This window comes from Mucilaginibacter ginkgonis (assembly GCF_009754905.2).
GTDB lineage: Bacteria > Bacteroidota > Bacteroidia > Sphingobacteriales > Sphingobacteriaceae > Mucilaginibacter > Mucilaginibacter ginkgonis.
The window spans coordinates 1,245,619-1,269,990 of the sequence record NZ_CP066775.1 but is presented as its reverse complement, the minus strand read 5'-3'; the positions used below and the strand labels follow the sequence as shown (position 1 = coordinate 1,269,990).

Sequence of the window (24,372 nt, the reverse complement as noted above, 5' to 3'; positions counted from 1 at the left end):
ATCTTGAGTAAGCGCGTACGCAGTAATTTAGGGGATGCGGCAAAGATACCAAACGTAAATTATAGAAACGAGATTAACGCTATATTTGAGCCATGAATTCTACGCAGCGCTATGACCAGCGGGGTGTTTCTGCCTCTAAAGATGATGTTCACAACGCCATAAAAAATATAGACAAAGGCATCTTCCCAAAAGCGTTCTGCAAGATCATCCCTGATGTTTTGGGTGGCGAAGATGATTGGTGCAACATAATGCACGCCGATGGTGCCGGCACAAAATCTTCTCTTGCTTACATGTACTGGAAGCAAACCGGCGACCTCTCGATTTGGAAAGGCATTGCCCAGGATGCTGTAATCATGAACATCGATGACCTGCTTTGCGTGGGTGCCGTTGACAACATTTTACTGTCGAGCACAATAGGGCGTAACAAAAATCTGATACCAGGCGAAGTAATAGCAGCTATTATCAATGGTACCGAAGAAGTTCTACAGGAACTGCGCGATCATGGTATTGGCATCTACTCTACCGGTGGCGAAACTGCTGATGTAGGCGATATCGTCCGGACTATAATTGTGGATTCAACGGTAACCTGCCGCATGAAACGCAGCGACGTTATTGATAATGCAAACATTAAGGCGGGTAATGTAATTGTGGGGCTGGCATCATACGGCCAGGCCACCTACGAATCTGAATACAACGGTGGCATGGGTTCTAACGGCTTAACGTCTGCCCGTCATGATGTATTTAATAAACAGTTGGCAAAAGATTTTCCTGAGAGCTACGATCCGGCTGTGCCAATGGATTTGATCTTCTCGGGAACTAAAAGCCTAACAGACAAAATCGATGTAGGCAGCGGAAAGTGGGTAGACGCCGGTAAACTGGTGCTCTCTCCCACCCGCACCTATGCGCCGGTTATTAAAGCAATCTTAAATAAATACCGTTCGCAGATCGACGGTATGGTTCATTGCAGCGGTGGCGCTCAAACTAAGGTATTGCACTTTATAGACAGCCTGCATGTAATAAAAGATAATCTGTTTGAAGTTCCGCCTTTGTTCAAACTTATTCAGGCAGAGTCGGGAACATCATGGCAAGAAATGTACAAAGTGTTCAATATGGGTCACCGTATGGAGCTGTATGTTTCACCAGATATCGCTCAGGATATTATTACCATTTCACAAAACTACGGCATCCCGGCGCAAATAGTTGGCCGTGTAGAATCTGCAGATCAAAAGCAGGTCATCATCCACTCAGAATTCGGGGAATTTACTTACCGATAACGATCCTTATACAGTAATATTAACAAAGAAATTAAAACCATCCTAAATAAAAAGAGCCCCGCAAATGCGGGGCTCTTTAGTTATCCTTAATTATCTAAGTATTACTGAACTTTAAATAATGAAGTAGTTGTAATGGTAGACGGTGTTGCGTTACCAGATTTATAAGCGTAAGCTTTAACTGTGTAAGTTTTACCTGCAGCCAAGCCTAAAGTGCTTAATTTAAGGTTAATAGTACCGCCATAAACCTGGGTGTTAGGATAGCTGGTCGGCTCTAACACATAGCTGATAGTATGGCCACCAGCCGCGTCATCACTTCCAGACCAGGTTGGGAAGTTTACGGTTTTGGTGATTGGCCCTGTTGCTGATGTAGCCGCGTAAAACTCAAGTTTAAAAGCTGCTGGAGCCGCATTAGTAGTGGTGGCACCAAACATAAGTGTTAAAGTACCACTTGAAATAGTTAGCGGGCTTATTTGCTGGGTACCTAAACTGCTGATCTGGATAGATGGCAGGTTTGGTTCAGTAGCAGCAACATCTGCTTGTTTTGTGCAAGAAAACATTCCTAATGAAATCACTGCCACAAATGCTGATATGATAAATTTCTTCATGTTTTTATTTCTTAAATGTGTTTGATCTTAGAATATGTATTTAGCACCGATCAATAAACTCCATGTAGTATTTGCAGTGGCGTTTTGGAAAGGTGAGCTTACCAAAGTACCGCCAATGTTACGCAGGTTATAAGTTGGAACGCCATTAGCATCTATAGATGTGTAAGTCAACGGGCTGGTTGTAACAGTCTGTTGTTGTATACCCCAATATTTGCTGATGAAGTTTGGAACGTTGATCATTACCGCGCTTAACTCTAGCGTGTGTTTGTGTCCACCTTTTGTTGTGATATAGAAATCTTGTAAGATGTTCGCGTCTACACGGTTATACCAAGGCAGGAATGAAGCGTTGCGTTGTGCAAACTGGCCTCTGTGGCTGCGCAGGTATGGCGAGTTGTTGATAAACTGCTCAAACGCGTCTTGTTGCTGTTGTACTGTGTAAGTTACACCGCCGGCAGTGTATTGAGCAAAGTTTACAGTGCTACCTGCTTTAGGGATGTACATCAAGTCTGATGATGCGTTACCATCGCCGTTGATATCGCCGTTAACTACATAGCTGAACGGGCTGCCGCCTGCAGAACCTTGATAGTAAACACCTACGCTGGTTGATACGTGGTTAGCATAGTTAAACTTGTAAGAAGCAGAACCTACTATACGGTGAGGAACATAGAAGCCGGTGTAACCAGACTCAATGTCGTTTGTTGTACCAACGTTTGCAGTTGTTGCCCAAACGCTTGCCGCTGTTGAACCTGCTGAAGAGAATGCCTCTTTCGCATCTGTAAAGGTATAAGCTAAGTTAGCGTTAAAGCCGTTAGCAAACGATTTGTTCAATTGTGCGGTTAGCTGTATTGCGTGACCAATATTAGTGTTTTCTAACACTATAACAGATGACAATGCAGGATAAATAGAGCGATCTGCAGCACCAACCGCGTTAGCTGTACCTGTACCTATGAAACGAGGGCGAGATACACCGTCAACCTCTTGAGTTACACCGGTAGGTGTTTTAAGGTTGGCGTTACGCATACGTGTAGCATTGATGTCTTTGGTGTATAAACCTTCAAATGTTGCTGTGAAACCGTTACCTAAGTTTTTCTCAACTGCTAAGTTAGCACGGAAAACCTGAGGGAATTTGAAGTTGCGGTCTAACACAACAGTTGAGGTTTGGATGGCGGTACCAGCAGCTGTAGGGAACAGGTTTTTGTAAACGCTTGGATCAGGGCTGAACCTGATAGTAGCTAGCTGTGCAGCAGTTGCAACCGCACCAAAGTTGTACATCGCACTGTTACTTGGTCCGTTGGTTAAGAACACATAAGGAACTTTACCTGTAAAGATACCAACACCACCACGAAGAACTAATGAATTGTCTTCAAGCAAGTTGGCTCTGAAACCTACCCTTGGAGAAAGGTAAGTTCTGTTTTTAGGATACAACCCGCTGTTATAAGTTGTGATGTTACCATTAGCATCAGGCAATTGCAACGCAGTGATTTGTGGGTTCTCAATAGGGTTTTCTAAAACGTTTGTTCTTTCCGCACGTAAACCGTAAGTCAGCTTAAAGTCGTTAGTAACGTTAAATTCGTCCTGAGCATAGATACTAAGCGTACCTGTCTTAAGATTTGCAGAGAAAACTTGGTCAACACCCGGTACCAAAGAATAGTTATAAGTAAATTGGATTGGCTGAGCGTTAGTTAAGAAATCATTTAATGAGTTGTAGATATAAGAACCTGCAGCACCTGGTAAAAACGCGTTGCCAATACGTTGGTATTCGTAGTTGATACCTGCTGTAATGGTATGTTTACCTGCATAATAAGTTACGTTATCGTAAATGCTTGTGGTATTATCAATAACCTCGTTATATTTTGTGTAAGGGTCAGAACCTGCAGTGATGTAGTTAGATCCGTTACCATTGAAGATATCAATGCTTGGGAAAATACCACCTTTAGAAGTTCTTGGGTTATCATAGTTCTTAAAGGTGAATAACAACTGGTTAGAAAGTTTTGAGCTGATAGAGCTATTTAACTCTGCTGTACCTGTTTTTACAACGTTTAAGAAACCGTAGTTAGAGTTTTCAAATGCGATAGATTGATTACTGTAACGGCCATTTGGTAAACCACCTGTACCACGAGTTGTAGTAGCGTTTGTTACTGCATTGCTGGTATAAGTATAAGCACCGTTATTAGGCGTACTGGTCGAGTTAACCTGTACATCGCTGGTTGCTTTTAAATAAGAATATTTAACGGTCAACTTATTCTTGGTGTTGATGTTCCAGTCTAACTTCACCAAATACTTAGTATTTTTTGGTTGGAAAGCCGGGAAGTTGTCAAAGCCACCAGCTTCATAACCATAATTATTTAACAGGTAATCGTGAACTTTTTGCAAGTCTGCAACCGGTGTAGCGGCAATAGTACCTGTACCTGAACCTCCTGTTGGAGAGTAGTTGATACCAGGGCTTGTAGACACTTCACGCTCGTAGTTACCAAAAAAGAACAATTTGTTTTTGATGATCGGTCCGCCCAAAGTAGCACCATATGTTTTTGTACTTGATTTTGCTACAGCAGCTGAGATGTCATTATCACCGATGTGCACACCGTTAAAAGATTGATCTTTGTAGTAAGTGTATGCAGAACCGTGGAAAGTGTTGGTACCGCTTTTAGTTGTAGCATAGATACCTGCACCGGTAAAGCCAGATTGACGTACGTCGAACGGTGAGTTATTAATAGAAAGTTCGTCGTAAGCTTCAATAGAAATCGGCTGTGCACCACCACCCGGGAAAAGGTCTGATGATGTACCGAAAGTGTTGTTTAGGTTTGCACCATCAACTGTTACACTATTTAAACGCGCATCGCGGCCTCCAAAACTTGAACCACCATTACTTTGTGGCGAAATACGGGTAAAGTCCGTAATGCTTCGGTTAAACGTAGGCAACGTTTGGATAGCTGTTCTGTTAATGTTGGTAGTAGCACCAGATTTAGCAGACACGATTTTTTTTGATGAAACAATGTTAACTGTTTGCAGGGTAACACCTGTTACAGACATCCTTAAATTTACGATGTAAGGCTCGCCCAATTTTAGAGTGATGTTCTCTAATGTAGATTTAGCATAACCTATGAAAGATACTGTAACGGTATAAGGGCCGCCTACACGCATACCAGGCAAGTTAAACAAACCATCTTTGTTTGTTGCTGCAGAGTATACAGTACCCGATGGTACGTGTGTAGCCGTTACAGTTGCGCCGGGCAAGGTCTCGCCCTTTTCGTCTTTGATTGTTCCTGTCATACTACTAGAGGTAACCTGTGCAAAGGTTGCGATGGTAGTAAACAAGAAAATGATTAAGAGAAGTAAGTGTTTTCTCATGTTCATGGATTTTCGTTATTTAATTTGCCGCAAAAGTAAGTAAAGTCTTCATAACCAATGTTAAGCAAATGTTAACACTGATTAAATTTTATTAACAGGCATAACCAAATAAGCGAAAAGCGTAGTGGTGAGGCATTTAACTTTGTGAGTAACTAAAAATGCCACGTTGCGGTGTCAAACTAGTTACAGTTTTGGTCATGTGTCGTAAGCTATGGAAGTTGTGACACAGGCCTCACAAGCAGGTTTCGCAATCCTTGCATTTTTGCATATTTTTGCACCACAAAAGTTTAACCATACAAACTACATGAATTACGATCTGATTGTTATAGGGTCCGGCCCGGGCGGTTACGTAGCTGCCATTCGCGCTTCCCAATTGGGTTTAAAAACCGCCATTGTCGAAAAGGAATCTCTTGGTGGCATTTGCTTAAACTGGGGTTGTATCCCTACTAAGGCATTGTTAAAAAGTGCCCAGGTTTTTGAATATATCAACCACTCTGCAGATTACGGTATCACTATAGAAGGCCAGGGCAAGGTAGATTTCGGCGCAGTTATAAAACGCAGCCGTAACGTTGCTGATGGTATGAGCAAGGGCGTGCAGTTTTTGATGAAGAAAAACAAGATCGACGTGATCATGGGTTTTGGTAAACTTAAAGGTGCTGGTAAAGTCGAAGTAAAAGCTGCAGACGGCACAATTGCAGAACACCAGGCAAAGCACATTATTTTAGCTACCGGCGGCCGTTCACGAGAATTGCCAAGCCTTAAACAAGACGGTAAAAAAGTTATTGGCTACCGCCAGGCGATGAATTTACCGCAGCAACCAAAGTCTATGGTGGTTGTTGGCTCAGGGGCTATCGGTATCGAGTTTGCCTATTTTTATAACTCCATCGGTACAAAAGTTACTGTCGTTGAATTTCTGGATAATATCGTTCCATTAGAAGACGAAGATGTTTCAAAAGGTCTTGCACGTAGCTTAAAGAAACAAGGCATCGAAATAATGACCAGTTCAACAGTTGAGTCTGTTGACAGTACCGGCGACTTGTGTAAAGTTAATATCAAGACAGATAAAGGTAACGTGGTGATAGAAGCCGAAGTTGTATTGTCTGCAATTGGTATCAGCACCAATCTTGAAGGCATTGGCCTTGAAGAAGTGGGCGTTAAAACCGACAAAGGAAAAGTATTAGTAGACGATTACTACAAGACTAATATTGAGGGCGTTTACGCTATCGGCGACATTGTTAAAGGCCAGGCTTTGGCACACGTCGCTTCTGCAGAAGGTATTACCTGTGTGGAAAAAATTGCAGGTTTACACGTAGAGCCAATTAACTATAATAATATCCCGGGATGTACCTATTGCTCACCCGAAGTTGCCTCTGTGGGTTACACAGAAAAGGCAGCTAAAGAAGCAGGCTATGAGATCAAAGTTGGTAAATTTCCTTTCTCCGCATCGGGCAAAGCAAGCGCCGCAGGTGCTAAAGATGGTTTTGTAAAGGTGATCTTTGATGCGAAGTACGGCGAATTCCTTGGCGCGCACATGATGGGCTACAATGTAACCGAAATGATCGCCGAAGTAGTAGCTGCCCGTAAACTGGAGTGCACCGGTCACGACATTATTAAAACCGTTCACCCACACCCTACTATGAGCGAAGCCGTTATGGAAGCTGCCGCTGATGCATACGGTGAAGTAATACACCTATAAGCTAAAAACATTTAGTCAGAAAGTCCGGAAGTAGTAAACTTTCGGACTTTTTTTGTTATGCATAAATCGATACTTTCGGGCTTTCTGACTTAACCGACTTTCGGACATGACGCTACACACCATCGACACCGGATTCTTTAAATTAGATGGAGGCGCTATGTTTGGCGTTGTACCCAAATCCATTTGGCAAAAAACTAATCCGGCCGATGAAAATAATATGTGTACCTGGGCAATGCGCTGTTTGCTGGTTGAAGATGGTAAAAGGCTGATACTGATCGATACTGGTATAGGTGACAAGCAAAGCGAAAAATTTTTTAGTCACTACTACCTTCATGGTGATGTTACTCTTGAAAGATCGTTAAACTCTAAAGGCTTCACTGCTGATGACATTACGGATGTGTTTTTAACCCATCTGCACTTTGACCATGTTGGAGGTGCTGTAAAACGCAACAATGAAAATCTTATCCTTGCTTTTAAAAATGCCACATATTGGAGCAATGCTAAGCATTGGGACTGGGCTACAAAACCAAATGAGCGCGAAAAAGCATCATTTCTTTCAGAAAACATTTTACCGATACAACAAAGCGGACAACTAAAATTTATTAATGTTTCTGAGCAAACTAATTTTTTAGATGGTTTTGATGTACGCTTTGTATCGGGCCATACAGAATCTATGATGTTGCCGCTTATTAATTATAAAGGCCAACAGATTTTGTACATGGCAGATCTGTTGCCTTCTGTTGGGCACTTGCCTATCCCCTATGTAATGTCTTATGATATGTTTCCGCTGACAACCATGGCAGAAAGGCATTCATTTTTTAACGAAGCTGCGGAAAAAGAATACGTGATGTTCTTAGAGCACGATGCTGTTAACGAATGCTGTACGGTGCAGCAAACAGAAAAAGGCATAAGGGTTAAAAACACATTTAAATTATCCGAGTTATAAGGTTGTTTTATAAGCCAAGAGCATATAAATCTGACACTGCTGTTTCAATTTTTAGGTAACTTTTTGTACCTTTGCACGTTCTAAGCTAAAATATTAGAATAGAGGTAATAAAATTAGATGAGACAACTCAAAATAACGCAATCAATTACCAACCGTGAGAGCCAGTCGCTCGACAAATATCTTCACGAAATTGGTAAGGTTGACCTAATCACTGCCGAAGAAGAAGTAATATTAGCACAAAAGATACGCGAGGGCGATCAGGCTGCCTTAGAGCGGTTAACAAAAACCAACCTCCGTTTTGTGGTTTCTGTTGCTAAACAATATCAAAATCAAGGACTCACATTGGGCGATTTGATCAATGAAGGTAACTTGGGTTTGATAAAGGCAGCTAAGCGTTTTGACGAAACCAAAGGTTTTAAGTTTATCTCGTATGCCGTATGGTGGATTCGCCAGTCAATTTTACAAGCTATTGCAGAACAATCACGTATTGTGCGTTTACCATTAAACCAGGTAGGTTCTTTAAGCAAGATCAGCAAGGCATTTTCAAAACTGGAGCAAGAGTATGAGCGCGAGCCATCTCCCGAAGAATTAGCTGACATCTTAGAAACTACTGTCGACAAAATTTCTGATACGTTAAGCAACTCGGGTCGCCATGTTTCTATGGATGCGCCGTTTGTACAAGGCGAAGAAAACACTTTGCTGGATGTATTAGAGAACCAGGAGCCAAACACAGACTCTATCCTTATCAATGAATCATTGTCAGAAGAGATCAAACGTTCACTATCTACGTTAACAGAGCGCGAGCGTGAGATCATCGTGTTGTTCTTTGGCTTGGGAAGCAATCACCCATTGTCATTGGAAGAGATTGGCGAAAAATTCAATTTAACACGTGAGCGTGTTCGCCAGATCAAAGACAAAGCATTACAGCGTTTAAGGCATACCTCAAGAAGCAAAATTCTTAAGTCATATTTAGGTTAATCCTTTCTTAAAGCATTTGAGAGCCCCGATTTCATCGGGGCTTTTTGTTTGTTTGTCTCGTCCTGAAAAAAGTTGACTAATAAAACGTCAACAAGATGAGTTACAAGGTAATTAAAGTAAAAGGAGAAGCCTCGCATTTAAAGTATAGCGAGGCATTCAGGCGATCTGTCGTCGCCGAGTATGAACGCGGGCTGCTGAACAAGGACCAATTGCAGGCCAAGTATGGAATAAAGGGTAATTCGAGATTATTGGAATGGTGCCGCAAGTATGGTAAATTGCACTACCCCAAAGCAGGAGCATTAGGCCGCCCAATGAAAGACCCGCAAAAGCAACGCATAAAAGACCTGGAGAAAGAGTTGGCTGACACTAAACTGAAGCTGATCGCTTATCAGAAGCTGATCGAGATCGCCGAACAGGAAGAAGGGATCAGCATCTTAAAAAAAGACGCAGCCAAACGATCAAAGAGCTTGCCAGGACCTACCCAAGAAAAGTAAGTACGTTCTGTGAGTTGTTTGGCTATAATAAACAATCTTATTATAAAGCACAAACCCAGTACTATTCGACAGAGAACAGGCAGAAGCAGGCAAAGGCCTTGGTTCTTGGGCTGCGACGGCAAATGCCGCGGCTGGGAACCAGAAAGCTGCACTACCTGCTAAAAGGTGAACTAAGCATCGGCAGGGACAAGCTGTTTAAGTTGCTCAGGACAGAGGGACTGCTGGTCGGCAAAAGAAGACGTTATACGGTCACTACCAATTCAAAACACTGGATGCATAAGTACCCTAACCTGGTCAAAGGAACAGCACTTACCCGACCTGAGCAGGTATGGGTAGCTGATATTACTTATATTGATACCAGTGAAGATGGCCATGGCTACCTGCACCTGATCACTGATGCTTATTCTAAGCAGATCATGGGTTATGAACTATGCGGGAACATGGAAGCATCATCTACATTAAAGGCGCTACAAATGGCGATAGCGAACAGGCAATACCATAGTCAGGCACTCATTCACCATTCAGACCGGGGGTTGCAATATTGCAGCAAACTTTACACTGACCATTTAAAAAGCAACAATATCAGCATCAGCATGACAGAGAACGGCAACCCATATGAGAATGCGATAGCTGAGCGTGTAAATGGCATCCTTAAAGATGAATTTGGGTTTTCAGATCAATTGAACAACATCAGCCAGGCTTTCAAGCTGGCGGCTCAAAGCGTACACATCTACAATAATAACCGGCCACACCTGAGTTGTAATATGCTAACCCCTGCTCAAATGCATCAACAAAACAAGATCAAATTGAAATCTTACAATAAAAAAGCTCAAACATCTTTGGTGGATGTTTGAGCTTTTTTTAATGTTTGTATATCAAAAAAATAGTCAACCTATTTCAGGACTACTCAGTTGATTTAAGAATTTAAATAAGTAATTTTGATTATTAACATTCCCAATGGCAACTCAAAAGCAATTTGAAGACGCTGAAATAAATTTGTTAAAAGAAGCGTTAAAACGTACTTATACAGAACGCTTTCTTTTTGCTACAAAACTTTACAAGATCCAAAAAACAATGGAAAAGGCTATAATTACTCATAAGCCTTTTATTGCCAAGTAAAAAACGTGGATATCTTCGACGAAGAAATTTTACGGTTTTGGAAAAGCCTGCAAGATAATAATGTTAGGTATATCATGATAGGTGGTTATGCCACAAACTTGCATGGTTATCCAAGATTTACAGGTGATTTGGATATTTGGATTGAAGACAACATTCCAAACCGTAAAAATTTAAGACAGGCGTTTTTTGATTGCGATATGGGTGATTACCCAATGGTAGAAACCATGCAATTTGTTCCAGGATGGACGGAATTTAATTTAAACAACGGGTTAGTATTAGATATCATAGTCGAAATGAAAGGACTTGAAGGTTACACCTTTAACGAATGTTTAGAATTAGCTTCTATAGCAGATATAGATAATATTAAGGTTCCTTTTCTGCATATCAATCAACTTCTCGCTAATAAAAAAGCTGTTAACAGACCTAAAGATCAACTTGATGTGATAAATCTTGAGCGAATTAAAAAATTAAGAGGAGAATAATTGAAATTAAATTCTCTTAATTACGACAGCCTCTCTCCTGCCCAAACAGTAGCGTTACAGCAAGAATTGCGCAAGCATATCCAAATTCGCCCTCTATATAAAGAAGTAAAAATCATAGGTAGCGCAGATATCTCTTTTAATAAAGGCGAAGAAACTGTTTACGCCGGGATAGTTTTATTTAAGTATCCTGAACTAACCGTAATTGGCAATTACACTGCAAAAGCAGAGACTAAATTTCCATGCATTTCGGGCTTATTGGCTTTTCGCGAACTGCCGGCATTATTAAAAGTTTGGGAACAGATAGAAACAAAACCCGATCTGATGGTACTCGACGGCCAAGGTATTGCGCATGAACGCCGTATGGGTATTGCCACACACTTTGGATGGTTAACGGATGTTCCTACTATTGGTAGCGCTAAGAGCCGCTTGGCGGGACGGTTTATAGAACCTGCTAATGAAGCTTTTGCTCAAAGCGAAATGACCGATAAAGGCGAAGTTGTTAGTATCGCTTTGCGAAGTAAAAAGAACTGTAATCCCATTTACATTTCGCCGGGACATCATATCGATATAGAGCAAAGCGTTGAAGTAATCAAAAATTGCATACGCGGTTACCGCATACCCGAACCAATCCGGCAGGCTCATAACCTGGTTAATGAATTCCGTATAAAAGATATCGGCAGCAATGCCCAGCAACTTTTATTCTAAAAAACAGTTAGTATTTTGGCCGGATGAAAACTATTCCCATCTACCAGGCCGACGCGTTTACTGATAAACTTTTTGGTGGCAACCCTGCTGCAGTCTGTCCGCTTACAGAATGGTTGCCGGACGAAATAATGCAGAAGATCGCCTTAGAAAACAACTTGGCAGAAACCGCATTCTTTATACAGACTGAAAATGGTTTTCACCTGCGATGGTTTACCCCCGAACTGGAAATAGACCTTTGCGGGCATGCAACCCTTGCAACTGCGCACATTCTTTATACACAATTGGGCTATGCAAAAAATGAGATCAGCTTTGAAACTCAAAAAGCAGGTGTATTGAAAGTTTATAAAGATGGTAATAAATACACCCTCGACTTTCCTTCGCGCCCGCCAATCGCGGCAGACATGCCTGACGGGTTGTTAGCAGCCCTTAATGTTAAAGCGCCAAACGCTGTCCTAAAATCGCGCGATTACTTTTTGGTTTACGATACTGAAGAAGATATCGTCGAAATTAGGCCTGATTTCTCTGCGTTGGCAAAGATCGATGCTATTGGCGTGATCATTACCGCGCCGGGGAATGATGTAGATTTTGTTTCACGGTTTTTTGCCCCTGCCGCCGGTGTGGCCGAAGATCCTGTTACCGGCTCGGCTCACTGTAATCTTATTCCTTACTGGGCAGATCAATTAAACAAAACTGAACTCCACGCCTATCAGCTCTCTGCACGTAAAGGAGAGTTATGGTGCGAGCTTAAAGGCGATCGGGTTTTGATGAGCGGAAACGCCATTACTTATTTAAAAGGTGAAATCTACGTGTAAGCAAACTGAAGACATCGTAAGTGATACCGAAATTTTACGGGATAACTTTATCAACATAACCCGTTTATATCTTTGCTTTATCCTTTCGCGTTTTTCATTTATCTTTTGATCCTAATTTATTGGTTGACCCGCTACCCCGTTAATGCAGCTTACCCGTTTAGAAATAAAAGGCTTTAAAAGCTTTGGCGATAAAATTACCATCAATTTTAATGAGGGTATTACTGCCATTGTTGGGCCTAACGGCTGCGGTAAATCTAACGTTGTTGACTCTATCCGCTGGGTGCTTGGCGAGCAAAGCACACGTATGCTGCGGTCAGAAAAGATGGAGAACGTCATCTTTAATGGCAGTAAAAGCCGTAAACCGGCAAACCTGGCAGAAGTTTCCCTCTCTTTTGATAACACGAAGAACGTTCTCCCTACCGAGTTCTCACAAGTAACCATTACCCGTAAATTATATCGCACCGGAGAAAGCGAATACCGCCTGAATGATGTGCAGTGCCGTCTTAAAGACATTACCGATCTGTTTTTAGATACCGGTATTGGTGCCGACTCGTACTCTATTATCGAGTTAAAAATGATCGAAGAGATCATCAGCAATAAAGAAGGGTCGCGGCGCAATTTGTTCGAAGAAGCATCGGGTATATCAAAATACAAGCTACGTAAAAAGCAAACTTTCAATAAGTTAAAAGATACCGAAGCTGACTTGATGCGTGTTGATGATCTGCTTTTTGAAATAGAAAAAAACCTTAAAACGCTTGAAAACCAAGCAAAGAAAGCAGAACGCTACAACCGCCTGCGTGAGCAATATAAATCGCTTAGCGTTTCATTGGCATCTTTCAGGGTTGTGAATTTTAGTAATTCACTAGCTAAGATAGAAGCGCGTGAAACAGCGCAAAAAATAGAGCGGGCAGGTATCGTCACTAAGATAGACACGCAAGAGGCGTTGTTACAAAAGCAAAAGTTAGAAAGTCTGACTAACGAGAAAAACTTATCGGTACAGCAAAAAGCTACAAACGACTTTATAGGAAAGATTCGTGCTTACGAGAGTGAGAAAAAAGTACGCAACGAGCAGCTAAAGTTTCAGAAGGATAAAGAACAGCGCCTTACGGAAGAGCTGGACCGCGACCGCAACCAGCTAAACCATGTGCTTTACAACATAAAACGTTTGACAGAAGAAAAGTCCGTTGAACAAGAGAATTTAACAACTTTAACCGCTACCGTCGAATCGCTTAAAAAAGAAGTTGATGAACTAAGGTTAAAACAAGCTTCGGCGAGAGATAAAATAAACCAGTTAAATTCGGTTAACAATCAGATCCAAAATCAAATCTACAAAACTGAGAAGGACAGCGATATATTAAAAATACAGTTGCAGGCCTTAGAACAAGAGAGCCTTCGCAATATGGAAGACACTGCGGGCAAAGAAACAGAGCTTTCTCAATTCAACCAGGTAATCGCGGAGCTGTCGCTCAGGACGGAAGCATTAGACGCAGAGCATAGTACGATGGCGGAAAACGAGGCTTATCTGCAACAACAAATCAAAAATGCCGAAGAAGACCTAGTTAAACTTAATCAGCAGGTTAGAGATGAAGGCCGGAAACTAGATGCTAAACAAAACGAGTATACGCTTACCAAAAGCATGGTGGACAACCTGGAAGGCTTCCCCGAATCGATACGGTTTTTAAAAAAGACTGTCGGTTGGTCTAAAGCCCCGCTCCTTTTCAGCGATGTGTTGTTTTGTCAGGAAGAGTATCGTGTAGCGATAGAAAACTATCTGGAACCGTTAATGAACCATTATGTTGTTGAAGATTTGACGGAGGCTGCGACAGCAATTAATCTGCTTAGCGACGCGGCGCGTGGACGCGCTCAGTTCTTCATTCTTAATACTTACAGTCAACCAGACTTTTTTAAACGCAACGTTCCTCAAAACTATATCGCTGCTATAGATGTGATACAGGTAGACGAAAAATATGCCGCGTTGTGCCACACGTTATTGAATGGGGTTTACCTGACAGACGAATCGGTAGAGCAAACGTTTAAAAATCGACCTAAAGATGATGTAGTCGTTATATCGCAAACCGGAAAATTCAATATCTCAAAGCACACAGCTGCGGGCGGTTCTGTGGGCTTATTTGAAGGTAAACGCATAGGCCGTACAAAAAACCTGGAAAACCTGGCTAAGGAAATAAAGATTACAGAGGCCTTATTGGCGAAGGCTAACGCTGCTGTTGCAGATCTGAACAACAAATTAACTGCATACAAAGCCTCGGCACGACCCGGCGATTTGATACAGAAGCAGCAGGAACTTAACAGGCTAAATACAGAGTTAGTCACCGTACAAACCCGTCGCGAGCAGTATCAAACTTTTATAGAAAACAGCCATAACCGCAAAGATGATATCGCTGCGAAAATGGTGACTATTGGGCAGGACATTGCCCTTGCTGAACCGCAACTCACCCAACTGCGAACGGAAAAGCAAATACAAGCCGATTTGCTCAATGCTAGTCAATCTGCTTTTAATGAACTAAATGAGCAATATAACTTGCGCTCTGCAATCTATAATCAAGAGAACATCAGGTTTCATCAGCAGCAAAATGCTGTTACAAGCTTAGATAAGGATTTGCAGTATCGCGAGGCGCAACACGAGAACACCAGTAAGCGAATTGGGGAAAATTCGGCGGCACTTGAAAAGGTGAAGCAGGAAATCCAAATTACACTGCAACACACAGACCATTCTGACGATGACCTGTTAGGCATGTATCAACAGCGGGAAGAGATGGAAAAAGGTGTTACAGAAGCCGAGAATCTTTACTACGCAAGCCGCGGCTTAATTACAGAAACGGAGAATGACATCTCGCTGCTTCGCCGCCAAAAAGAGCAAGCCGATTACATCGAGAACGAATTAAAAGATGAACGTAATAATCTTAAGATAGAGCTCAATGCCCTAAAAGAACGGCTATCTGTGGAATTTAACGTTGATATCGAGGACTTACTGGACGTTGCCCCACCTGATGGTGAAACCGAAGAAAACCTGCGCGACAAAACCGATAAAATAAAACGGCAATTAGACGAATTTGGTGCTATCAATCCAATGGCTATTGAGGCTTATAATGAAATGGATGAGCGCAGTAAGTTTATACATGCGCAAAAAAGAGACCTGCAGGAAGCTAAAACCTCGCTCCTAGAAACCATCAAAGAAATTGACGACACCGCCCGCGAAAAGTTTATGGAAGCTTTCATCAGCGTACGCGAAAACTTCATAAAAGTGTTCCGCTCACTATTTAACGAGGAGGATTCGTGCGACCTGATCCTAACCGACCCACATAATCCGCTTGATTCTGATATAGATATCATCGCGAAACCAAAAGGTAAACGACCACTGTCCATAAACCAGTTGTCCGGAGGCGAGAAAACACTCACTGCGACAGCGATCTTGTTTTCGCTTTACCTGCTTAAGCCGGCACCGTTCTGTATTTTCGATGAGGTTGATGCACCGCTTGACGATACTAATATTGATAAGTTTAATAACATTATCCGCAAATTTTCCAGCGACTCGCAGTTCATTATTGTATCGCATAACAAACGTACCATCGCCAGCACTGATATCATTTATGGTGTTACCATGGTAGAACAAGGCATATCCCGTGTGGTAGCGGTCGATCTTCGCGAACTGGCCGACTAACAAAAACGCCCTTACAATTTCTGCAAGGGCGTTTGATATGATCTGATAGTTAATCCTATTTATGTTTGGGATATTGGAACAACATCCCTTTAAACTGGTCTGCATCTATTACAGACGAGTCGTAGTTCTGTGAACCTATGCTTTGCACACCAACAGTGGAAGTTGAGTTTGATTTGTAAACACCACCATTTAGATAGTTTACCACGGCAGATAACAACCCTTCATTGCTGTCACCAAAATCGTGAGTAAGGTCGTCGGCAGTTGCATAACCAGGATATGTTGACGAACCCGGGGTCATGCCGTTATAGTAGTTACTGTCACCATTGGCATTTCTAATCTCAAATGCCGGCAGATACATAGTATACGTACCAATTTTGATGTCAATAAAACCGATGGGTTTTCCGTAGGTAGTACCACCAACCAACTGCACATTCATGTACGGCCTAAGCGCGTTTATTGTTGCTTCGCTTGACGATGCGGTTGCCCCGGTTGTAAGGAAAAATACACGGGTTAAATTTAACGGGTGTGTAGAACCAAATTTAAAAGTCTGAGAGGTCAGTGAATAATCAACCTGGCCATAATTAAAAGTTGTTCCGCTGGCATCTTTACGCAACTGGTTCTTTAACAACAGCTGTTTACCGCCTTGCAAAGCCGGGTTGTAAGTTGCTGTAAACATGGTATTGTTTGATGCGGTTGCCGGAGCGATAAGGTTCAACAGATATTGTGCAGTTTCTGTGTAACCACCACCGTTATAGCGTACATCAACAATCAGCTCGCTGATTCCGTCTACCACAAATTTGGCAAAGGCCGCGTCCAGTAATGGTTTAGCAGTTGCCTGCGTTACAAAACTATTGAACACAATGTAACCGGCTTTCTTTCCATTGGCAAGCGTAATAGTTTGTGTTTTTAGGATGGGGTTATCTGCATATATGGCCGCCGTTAGGTTGTAAGTAACTTTTGTACCATCGGGTTTTGTAGCGGCAACACTAATAATACTGCCCGCCATTGCGCTGTTAATAAAAGCTGTATTTGTACCATTGGCGCCATCATTGTTTAAGCTTGTGGTTCCGTTAATTGCAGTGATCTGCGACCCACGTACCATGCCCGCATTTGCAGCCGGCGAACCCGGATTTACATAAGAAACCCTTAAGTCTGTAGCATTACGATATGCCCTGCCGAAACCAAAATCGCCGCTAACGGCGTTAAGCCTTAAGGTGGTCTGGCCGGCGTCTATATAGAAATATTTCGCCTTGCCAACGTTTGTCGATACATACTCATAAGGCAAGCTTGTTGCGGAGTTAATTTTATACTGCGATAATTTATTGACCTCGTTTGTTAACGCAAGGATATCTGTTGTACCGTTGGCAGCGGTCCGCGGAGCAAAGGTGTTATAGTCAGGGATGGCATCTGCCCAGTAATAATCTTCTTTTGTGTAATAGTAAACAGAGTCTTTTATGGCATCAGCCACAACAGTAGAAGAGCCTGTTACAGTGCTGCCGGTTGTAGCGGTTGTACCGCCGGTGATACTGTTTAAGCTGCCATTAGTTGGATTGTTGATACCCTTAACGCAGCTGCTTAACACAGCAATTGCAGATAATAGATAGATAAAATTTCTATTCATGTAAAACTGGTTTAATCAATAGTATAAAGATGAGAAAAAATTATTAGGGCTTGTTAATCAGGGAGTAAAGGTAATAAAATTGCAGAAAATATTAATGGGTGGTTAAAAAACTTTCAACATCCATTACATTGACATGATGCTTTGCGGCTAGTTTCTCAATTGCGCCGTCTTTTCCAATCATAAGTACATCCTGTGCAACAAGGCCGTGTTTTTGCAATAGCATGGTTATAACATCTGTGTTAGCCATGTCTGTAAATTCGCTTTCAAAATAGCATGTAAGATATTTGTCCAGGCCGTGCCACTCGGTTTGCTTTATTTTATTTAACTGCAGTTGGGCATCCCCTGCTGTTACAATGGATATCTGTTTGCGGTCAATAACAATATCTTGCAATAGCGTCAGCATTGGTTCATACAGTAACAATGGCAATGGTAGTTTAGCATTTGCCATAAGATGCGTCAGGTTAGACCGGTATTTCCCCTCTATCTTAAATTTAGATTGTATTTCATCAAACACAGCATCAGGCCCTGCAGAGAAATATGTTTCTGTCATTAACTTCAGCAATACTTTCTCATCCAGCAATTCTGTATATTCCATAAATCCTGCGAACAGGTAGTACACCTGTAATAGATAATCTTTCTGCGGATAAAGAACGTCATCCAGTTCAAAAATAAAGGCCTTCTTAGTCCTATCCAGGTCGCTGTAAGTCATACTGTTCTATTAATACTGATGCCATATTCTGCGAATAACTGTTCGCTTTCGGCTAATGCATTAAACTCCTTTGCATCAAGCGGATATACAGCGTCAACCCTATTATCCAAACACAAAGCCAGCATCTGGTGCTGGTAAGAAGGCCCTGCAGGACTAGGCAGCTGAATGATTTGCTTTGATTTGATCATTACTTCAGGTACATCTGCATAATCACCCAATATGATTTCCGTATCAATTGGCATGGTCTTTTTAAGCTGATGTGCTTGGGCACCGAGTGCGCAGGTAATCAAAACAGTCATCCTATTCAACGATTAAGCCGTCCTTCATGGTTACCTTACGGTCAGACAAATTTGCCAGATCTTCGTTGTGAGTGACGGTAACAAATGTTTGATTAAAGTCGTTCCGCAAGCGAACAAACAACTCATGCAGATCTCTGGCGTTCGCTGAGTCGAGGTTACCGGATGGTTCGTCCGCGAAGATCAATGCCGGGTCGTTGATCAATGCCCTGGCAATAGCGACCCGCTGCTGCTCCCCTCCTGATAGCTGCGCGGGCTTGTGGTCCATCCGGGCTGATAGCCCGAGGATATCCAATAATTCTTTAGCTTTCTTCTCTGCTGTGGCTTTAGGTGTACCCGCAATAAAGGCCGGGATGCAAACATTTTCCAGCGCGTTGAACTCAACCAATAAATGATGAAATTGGAATATAAAACCTATATGCTGATTGCGAAAGTGGCTAAGCTGTTTGTTACCCAAGTGGCTTACATCGGTTCCGGCTATATAGATCTGACCGCTATCTGGTTTATCGAGTGTACCCAATATGTTTAACAGAGAACTTTTACCGGCTCCGGATGCGCCAACAATGGCAACTATCTCGCCTTTATTAACCTGCAGGTCTACACCCTTTAATATGTGCAGCGCACCAAACTTTTTCTGTATCCCTGTAGCTTGTAGCATGGCGCAAAAATAGCAGATTGCAAGGCAATTTTGTTGTCGCTGTTTATTTACACTTAAAATAGTTTCTGAGGTTTTGTAACAAGGCTTAAAATTGTAGCTTTACCGCAAATTCTACTGAAACAATGAATATTCACGAATATCAGGGCAAGGCTATATTAAAAAGCTTTGGCGTACGCGTTCAGGAAGGCATAGTTGCCGACACTGTTGAAGAGGCTGTAACCGCGGCCCAAAAAATGAAGGAAGATTTTGGGTCTGATTGGGTTGTTGTGAAAGCCCAGATACATGCCGGCGGCCGTGGCAAAGGCGGTGGCGTAAAGGTGGCTAAAAACATAGACGATGTTAAAGAAAAAGCAGGCGCGATTTTAGGCATGCAATTGGTTACACCGCAAACGGGACCCGAGGGTAAGAAAGTAAACAAAGTGCTTATAGCGCAAGACGTTTATTACCCGGGCGAAAGCGAAACCAAAGAATTTTACATCAGCGTATTGCTTGATCGTGCAAAAGGCCGCAACATAATCATGTACTCTACTGAAGGCGGGATGGACATTGAGGAAGTAGCGCACAGCACACCTGAGAAAATATTTAAAGAAGAGATTGACCCTAAAGTGGGTTTACAAGGTTTCCAGGCACGTAAGATTGCCTTTAACCTTGGTGTAAGCGGCGATGCTTTTAAAGATATGGTGAAATTTATCACTGCGCTTTATAGAGCTTATGATGCTACAGATTCTTCTCAGTTCGAGATCAACCCGGTGCTTAAAACATCTGACAATAAAATTTTAGCGGTTGACGCTAAGGTGAACATTGATGATAACGCATTATACCGTCATGCCGACTATGCTGCTTTACGTGATACTGATGAGGAAGACCCTACCGAAGTTGAGGCAGGCAAATCTAATCTTAACTATGTAAAGCTTGATGGTAATGTGGGTTGTATGGTTAATGGTGCTGGTTTGGCTATGGCGACCATGGACATTATCAAACTGGCGGGTGGCGAGCCGGCTAACTTCCTTGACGTTGGTGGTACGGCTAACGCGCAAACGGTAAAGGCCGGATTTAATATCATCCTTTCAGATCCGAACGTAAAAGCGATCCTAATCAACATCTTCGGCGGTATTGTCCGTTGCGACCGTGTTGCGCAAGGTGTTATTGATGCATACAATGAAATTGGCAATATCCCCGTTCCTATCATCGTTCGTTTGCAAGGTACAAATGCTAAAGAGGCCAAAGAATTGATCGATAATTCAGGCCTGCAGGTTTACTCTGCAATCTTGTTAAAAGAAGCTGCTGATATTGTGAAAGACGTTTTGTCTAAATAATCTAAATAAAGTTGATATATAGCGTCTCGAATAAAACCGGGGCGCATTTTTTGTGCTTGCGATTTACAAATGCTTAACGACTTAGGGCCCGTTCGTCTATAAATTGTAATCTTAAATGTAGTAGATATATGTTCAAACATATATCTACTACATTTGTTAAAACAAAAAATTTAAAAATATGGCAGCTACCAAATGGTCTATGGACCCAATGCACTCAGAAGTGCAATTTAAAGTAAAACACCTGGTGATATCTACGGTAACAGGTTCATTCAAAAAATTTGAGGGCGAAATTTCTGCAGAGAATGAAGATTTCTCAAACGCGGATGTTACGTTTTCTCTTGATGTTGACAGCATTGACACCAACCAGGAACAACGCGACGGTCATTTGAAAAGCCCTGAGTTTTTTGATGCTGCGCAGTTCCCTACCATTTCTTTTAAATCAACATCGCTAACAAAAGATGGCGACGATTATAAACTAACAGGCGACCTAACTATTAAAGATAAAACCAACCCGGTTACGCTTGATGTGGAATTTGGCGGCACAGCTACCGATTTCTATGGCAATACCAAAGCAGGCTTTGAAGTAACAGGCAAGATCAGCCGTAAACAATTTGGCTTAACCTGGGAAGGCGTTACCGAAGCAGGTGCTATTGTTGTTGGCGACGAAATTAAACTGATCATTAATGCGCAATTCGCTAAGCAAGCTTAATTGATATGCAGTTTTGCACAAGTTTAGTTGTGCAGATACATCTTTTTAAAGCCTTTCAAATCGAAAGGCTTTTTCTTTTTAAAACCAATTGGGCTGTTCATTTGCTCATTAGTCATGTTGCTGAAAATATACCCAGAAAATCCTAATTCTAAAACCATTGAACAAGTGGTAGATGTATTGCGTAAAGGCGGCGTAGTCATTTACCCTACCGACACAGTGTACGGTCTGGGCTGTGATATAACCAATCAGCGGGCTATAGAACGTGTGGCCCGTATCAGAAATATCAAATCCGAGAAGGCAAATTTTTCCTTCGTCTGCTACGATTTGAGCAATATTTCTGATTATACCAAGCCTATTGACAATACCGCATTCCGAATTTTAAAAAAAGCCCTACCGGGGCCGTTTACCTTTATTTTCAATGCCAGCCATAACGTTCCTAAACTGTTAAGTTCGAGCAGGAAGACGGTGGGTATACGTGTACCTGATAACAACATTGCCCGTGAGATAGTAAAGGTGTTGGGTAATCCAATCGTTTCTACTTCGATCCATGATGAAGACGACATCATTGAGTATTCAACCGACCCTGAATTGATCTACGAAAAATATCAGGACCTGGTAGACATTGTTATTGATGGCGGATACGGCGGTAATGTGGCATCCACCGTGGTCGACTGTACCACAGGCGAATTTGAGGTTTTGCGTGAAGGTAAAGGGGATTTGGAGCTATATTTATAATATAATCTAAAATTTGTCATTACGAGGAGCGCAGTGACGCGGCTCCCGATTTAAGTCGGGATCCAGCATAAAATCTTAAGAACATCCTCTGAGATTGCTTCGTGCTTCGCGATGACATGTTTGGCATTTTACTCGCATATCCCCTTCACAAACCCCTCAACTTTACTTAAATAATCGCTACCCTCGCCTAACATTTTTACAAACGCGCTGCCCACAATGGCGCCACGATTGTATTGGCAAGCCTTGGTAAACGAGGCCTTGTCGCCTATACCAAAGCCTACTATGGTTGGGTTTTTAAGGTTCATGCCTTGGATGCGCGCGAAATACGTGTCTACGTGGTCATTCAGTTGTAGTGCCTTGCCCGTAATTGATGCGGAGGATAGCAAGTATATAAAACTATTGCTCAGCTCATCGATCTTGCGGATACGGTCTTCTGAAGTTTGTGGCGTTACAAGAAAAATATTGCTGATGTTGTATCTGGCAAAGACATCCTTGTATAACATCTCATATTCATGCATCGGCAGGTCTGGTATAATGCAGCCATCGACCCCGACTTCTGCAGCTCTACGACAAAAATTCTCTACGCCGAATTGCATTACCGGATTGGCATAACCCATCAATAAAATGGGGATAGTTACCGATTTGCGAAGATCTTTTAACTGCTCGAAAATCAAGTTTAAATTCATACCGGCATCCAACGCCATTTGTGAACTATGCTGAATGGTTGGGCCATCGGCAACGGGATCTGAATATGGGAAACCTACTTCCAAAAAGTCTACTCCGGCTTTCTCCAAAGCTTCGGCAATGGCTAGAGTGCTATTCAGTTCAGGGTAACCCGCTGTGAAATACACACTAAGCAGGTTATCTTTTTTTGTATCGAAGAGTTGGTTAAGACGGTTCATTTGTTTGAAAATTACTGTCATGCCGAACTTGTTTCGGCATCTCACAGGACAGTTAAAACTTTTATACCGGGATCCCTAAACAAGTTCGGGATGACATTTCAGTTAATTAATACCCAAAATGTTTAATGTAAGTATCCAAGTCTTTGTCGCCACGGCCTGACAGGCAGATCACAACATTATCATTGGGCTTAAATTTCATTTTTTCCAAATAAGCAAAGGCATGTGCCGATTCAATCGCAGGTATAATTCCCTCTAATTGAGAGACTAATAGGCCTGCATTTAAAGCTTCATCGTCGGTGATGCTTACATACTGTGCACGGTTGATCTTATATAAGTGTGCATGCTGCGGGCCAATACCGGGATAGTCTAATCCGGCGGATATTGAATATGGTTCAACTACCTGACCATCCTCGGTCTGCATTAAAATCGTACGGCTGCCATGCAGCACACCTTCTTTTCCCAAAAACGTTGTTGCAGCAGAGTGCCCGCTTTCAACACCCTTTCCTGCCGCTTCTACAGCGATTAGTTTTACACTTTCGTCATCCAAAAAATGGTAGAACATTCCCATTGCATTGCTGCCGCCGCCTACACAAGCCAGGGCATAATCAGGAAGTTCTCTGCCGGTATGCTCTAAAAGTTGTTTTTTAGTTTCGAGAGAAATGATGGATTGGAATTTTGCCACCATCTCCGGATAAGGGTACGGCCCCACCACAGAGCCTATTATGTAGTGGGTATCAAGCGGATTGTTGATCCAATCTCGCATCGCCTCATTTGTTGCATCTTTAAGTGTCTTACTTCCCGATGTTGCAGGGACAACCTTCGCGCCCAGCATTTTCATACGTGCAACATTTGGCGCCTGGCGTTCCATATCCACTTCGCCCATGTAAACAACACATTCAATACCTTTTAAGGCGCAAACCGTAGCCGTTGCTACGCCGTGCTGCCCGGCACCTGTCTCTGCGATGATGCGCTTTTTACAAAGCCGTTCTGCTAATAAGATCTGCCCTATAGCGTTATTGATCTTGTGCGAACCTGTATGGTTGAGATCTTCGCGTTTAAGAAAAATGTTTGCGCCGTATTTCTCAGACAATCTTTCGGCAAGGTATAACGGAGAGGGCCTGCCCACATAGTCTTTAAGCAAACTTTCAAATTCTGCCTTAAATGAAGCATCATTTGTAATCGCCTGATACTGCTGCCTTAGTTCCTCAATATTAGGATACAGCATTTCGGGGATGTATGCTCCGCCGAAATCGCCGTAATAGCCTTGTTCATTAACTCCGTATCTCAT

General features: G+C 42.3%; 21 protein-coding genes. 13 read left to right on the top strand and 8 right to left on the bottom strand.

The features are described from left to right. The first annotated feature begins 92 nt into the window (after positions 1–92). The gene (locus GO620_RS05890) at positions 93–1,274 is read left to right on the top strand and encodes an AIR synthase related protein (protein ID WP_157523558.1); all 1,182 of its coding nucleotides are present in this window, start codon (positions 93–95) and stop codon (positions 1,272–1,274) included. A 101-nt stretch (positions 1,275–1,375) separates the two neighbouring features. On the opposite strand, the gene GO620_RS05885 is transcribed toward GO620_RS05890, so the two are convergent. Further along, on the bottom strand, positions 1,376–1,879 hold the full coding sequence (locus tag GO620_RS05885) for a hypothetical protein (RefSeq protein ID WP_157523557.1): 504 nt from the start codon (positions 1,877–1,879) through the stop codon (positions 1,376–1,378). Between the two features lie 27 nt (positions 1,880–1,906). Beyond that, positions 1,907–5,227 (bottom strand): TonB-dependent receptor, encoded by a 3,321-nt coding sequence (locus GO620_RS05880; RefSeq protein ID WP_200230736.1) that lies wholly within the window; start codon positions 5,225–5,227, stop codon positions 1,907–1,909. 304 nt (positions 5,228–5,531) lie between these two features. On the opposite strand from GO620_RS05880, the gene lpdA reads away from it, so the two are divergent. The 9 genes from lpdA to smc all read left to right on the top strand — a co-directional run bounded on the left by lpdA (position 5,532) and on the right by smc (position 16,138). Next, positions 5,532–6,923 carry a dihydrolipoyl dehydrogenase gene (lpdA, locus tag GO620_RS05875; protein WP_157523555.1) on the top strand — a complete coding sequence of 464 codons (1,392 nt, stop codon included), beginning with the start codon at positions 5,532–5,534 and terminating at the stop codon, positions 6,921–6,923. A gap of 106 nt (positions 6,924–7,029) precedes the next feature. Then, positions 7,030–7,869, top strand: a complete 840-nt coding sequence (locus GO620_RS05870; protein WP_157523554.1) for an MBL fold metallo-hydrolase — start codon at positions 7,030–7,032, stop codon at positions 7,867–7,869. 117 nt (positions 7,870–7,986) lie between these two features. Next, the gene (locus GO620_RS05865; RefSeq protein WP_078348167.1) at positions 7,987–8,847 is read left to right on the top strand and encodes a sigma-70 family RNA polymerase sigma factor; all 861 of its coding nucleotides are present in this window, start codon (positions 7,987–7,989) and stop codon (positions 8,845–8,847) included. A gap of 110 nt (positions 8,848–8,957) precedes the next feature. Next, a protein-coding gene (locus GO620_RS05860) for an IS3 family transposase (RefSeq protein WP_200231067.1) occupies positions 8,958–10,195 on the top strand; the annotation gives its coding sequence in 2 pieces (ribosomal slippage) (positions 8,958–9,291 and positions 9,291–10,195; 1,239 coding nt in all). Positions 10,196–10,298: 103 nt separating this feature from the next. Further along, on the top strand, positions 10,299–10,460 hold the full coding sequence (locus GO620_RS05855) for a hypothetical protein (RefSeq protein ID WP_157523552.1): 162 nt from the start codon (positions 10,299–10,301) through the stop codon (positions 10,458–10,460). Positions 10,461–10,465: 5 nt separating this feature from the next. Then, positions 10,466–10,942 (top strand): nucleotidyltransferase, encoded by a 477-nt coding sequence (locus tag GO620_RS05850; protein WP_200230735.1) that lies wholly within the window; start codon positions 10,466–10,468, stop codon positions 10,940–10,942. Then, positions 10,943–11,647, top strand: a complete 705-nt coding sequence (nfi, locus tag GO620_RS05845; RefSeq protein ID WP_157523551.1) for a deoxyribonuclease V — start codon at positions 10,943–10,945, stop codon at positions 11,645–11,647. 23 nt (positions 11,648–11,670) lie between these two features. Further along, positions 11,671–12,459 carry a PhzF family phenazine biosynthesis protein gene (locus GO620_RS05840; RefSeq protein ID WP_157523550.1) on the top strand — a complete coding sequence of 263 codons (789 nt, stop codon included), beginning with the start codon at positions 11,671–11,673 and terminating at the stop codon, positions 12,457–12,459. A 142-nt stretch (positions 12,460–12,601) separates the two neighbouring features. Further along, entirely contained in the window at positions 12,602–16,138 is a 3,537-nt protein-coding gene (smc, locus tag GO620_RS05835; protein WP_157523549.1) for a chromosome segregation protein SMC, read from the top strand. A gap of 55 nt (positions 16,139–16,193) precedes the next feature. On the opposite strand, the gene GO620_RS05830 is transcribed toward smc, so the two are convergent. The 4 genes from GO620_RS05830 to GO620_RS05815 form a co-directional block, all read right to left on the bottom strand. Beyond that, positions 16,194–17,759: a S41 family peptidase gene (locus GO620_RS05830; protein WP_157523548.1), complete on the bottom strand. Its 1,566-nt coding sequence runs from the start codon at positions 17,757–17,759 to the stop codon at positions 16,194–16,196. A 91-nt stretch (positions 17,760–17,850) separates the two neighbouring features. Then, a complete protein-coding gene (locus GO620_RS05825; protein WP_198173509.1) occupies positions 17,851–18,468 on the bottom strand; it encodes a haloacid dehalogenase in 618 nt (205 codons plus the stop codon). Next, a complete protein-coding gene (locus GO620_RS05820) occupies positions 18,465–18,767 on the bottom strand; it encodes an ATP-grasp domain-containing protein (protein WP_157523547.1) in 303 nt (100 codons plus the stop codon). Before GO620_RS05820 ends, GO620_RS05825 begins: the two co-directional genes overlap by 4 nt. Before the next feature lies 1 nt (position 18,768). Then, positions 18,769–19,422 (bottom strand): ABC transporter ATP-binding protein, encoded by a 654-nt coding sequence (locus GO620_RS05815; protein ID WP_157523546.1) that lies wholly within the window; start codon positions 19,420–19,422, stop codon positions 18,769–18,771. 122 nt (positions 19,423–19,544) lie between these two features. Here GO620_RS05815 and sucC point away from each other — a divergent pair, with 122 nt between their 5' ends. From sucC to GO620_RS05800, 3 genes are all read left to right on the top strand, one after another. Next, entirely contained in the window at positions 19,545–20,738 is a 1,194-nt protein-coding gene (gene sucC / locus GO620_RS05810) for an ADP-forming succinate--CoA ligase subunit beta (protein WP_157523545.1), read from the top strand. Positions 20,739–20,916: 178 nt separating this feature from the next. Then, positions 20,917–21,447 (top strand): YceI family protein, encoded by a 531-nt coding sequence (locus tag GO620_RS05805; protein ID WP_157523544.1) that lies wholly within the window; start codon positions 20,917–20,919, stop codon positions 21,445–21,447. Between the two features lie 114 nt (positions 21,448–21,561). Further along, entirely contained in the window at positions 21,562–22,182 is a 621-nt protein-coding gene (locus GO620_RS05800; protein WP_157523543.1) for an L-threonylcarbamoyladenylate synthase, read from the top strand. A 128-nt stretch (positions 22,183–22,310) separates the two neighbouring features. On the opposite strand, the gene trpA is transcribed toward GO620_RS05800, so the two are convergent. Then, a complete protein-coding gene (gene trpA / locus GO620_RS05795; RefSeq protein ID WP_157523542.1) occupies positions 22,311–23,084 on the bottom strand; it encodes a tryptophan synthase subunit alpha in 774 nt (257 codons plus the stop codon). Positions 23,085–23,190: 106 nt separating this feature from the next. Next, the gene (trpB, locus tag GO620_RS05790) at positions 23,191–24,372 is read right to left on the bottom strand and encodes a tryptophan synthase subunit beta (protein ID WP_157523541.1); all 1,182 of its coding nucleotides are present in this window, start codon (positions 24,370–24,372) and stop codon (positions 23,191–23,193) included.

What these genes read in the sequence shown, in the direction of transcription:
- GO620_RS05890 (WP_157523558.1), top strand. Translation starts at nt 93, where the DNA reads ATGAATTCTACGCAGCGCTATGACCAGCGGGGTGTTTCTGCCTCTAAA.
- GO620_RS05885 (WP_157523557.1), bottom strand. Translation starts at nt 1,879, where the DNA reads ATGAAGAAATTTATCATATCAGCATTTGTGGCAGTGATTTCATTAGGA.
- GO620_RS05880 (WP_200230736.1), bottom strand. Translation starts at nt 5,227, where the DNA reads ATGAGAAAACACTTACTTCTCTTAATCATTTTCTTGTTTACTACCATC.
- lpdA (WP_157523555.1), top strand. Translation starts at nt 5,532, where the DNA reads ATGAATTACGATCTGATTGTTATAGGGTCCGGCCCGGGCGGTTACGTA.
- GO620_RS05870 (WP_157523554.1), top strand. Translation starts at nt 7,030, where the DNA reads ATGACGCTACACACCATCGACACCGGATTCTTTAAATTAGATGGAGGC.
- GO620_RS05865 (WP_078348167.1), top strand. Translation starts at nt 7,987, where the DNA reads ATGAGACAACTCAAAATAACGCAATCAATTACCAACCGTGAGAGCCAG.
- GO620_RS05855 (WP_157523552.1), top strand. Translation starts at nt 10,299, where the DNA reads ATGGCAACTCAAAAGCAATTTGAAGACGCTGAAATAAATTTGTTAAAA.
- GO620_RS05840 (WP_157523550.1), top strand. Translation starts at nt 11,671, where the DNA reads ATGAAAACTATTCCCATCTACCAGGCCGACGCGTTTACTGATAAACTT.
- smc (WP_157523549.1), top strand. Translation starts at nt 12,602, where the DNA reads ATGCAGCTTACCCGTTTAGAAATAAAAGGCTTTAAAAGCTTTGGCGAT.
- GO620_RS05830 (WP_157523548.1), bottom strand. Translation starts at nt 17,759, where the DNA reads ATGAATAGAAATTTTATCTATCTATTATCTGCAATTGCTGTGTTAAGC.
- GO620_RS05825 (WP_198173509.1), bottom strand. Translation starts at nt 18,468, where the DNA reads ATGACTTACAGCGACCTGGATAGGACTAAGAAGGCCTTTATTTTTGAA.
- GO620_RS05820 (WP_157523547.1), bottom strand. Translation starts at nt 18,767, where the DNA reads ATGACTGTTTTGATTACCTGCGCACTCGGTGCCCAAGCACATCAGCTT.
- GO620_RS05815 (WP_157523546.1), bottom strand. Translation starts at nt 19,422, where the DNA reads ATGCTACAAGCTACAGGGATACAGAAAAAGTTTGGTGCGCTGCACATA.
- sucC (WP_157523545.1), top strand. Translation starts at nt 19,545, where the DNA reads ATGAATATTCACGAATATCAGGGCAAGGCTATATTAAAAAGCTTTGGC.
- GO620_RS05805 (WP_157523544.1), top strand. Translation starts at nt 20,917, where the DNA reads ATGGCAGCTACCAAATGGTCTATGGACCCAATGCACTCAGAAGTGCAA.
- GO620_RS05800 (WP_157523543.1), top strand. Translation starts at nt 21,562, where the DNA reads ATGTTGCTGAAAATATACCCAGAAAATCCTAATTCTAAAACCATTGAA.
- trpA (WP_157523542.1), bottom strand. Translation starts at nt 23,084, where the DNA reads ATGAACCGTCTTAACCAACTCTTCGATACAAAAAAAGATAACCTGCTT.
- trpB (WP_157523541.1), bottom strand. Translation starts at nt 24,372, where the DNA reads ATGAGATACGGAGTTAATGAACAAGGCTATTACGGCGATTTCGGCGGA.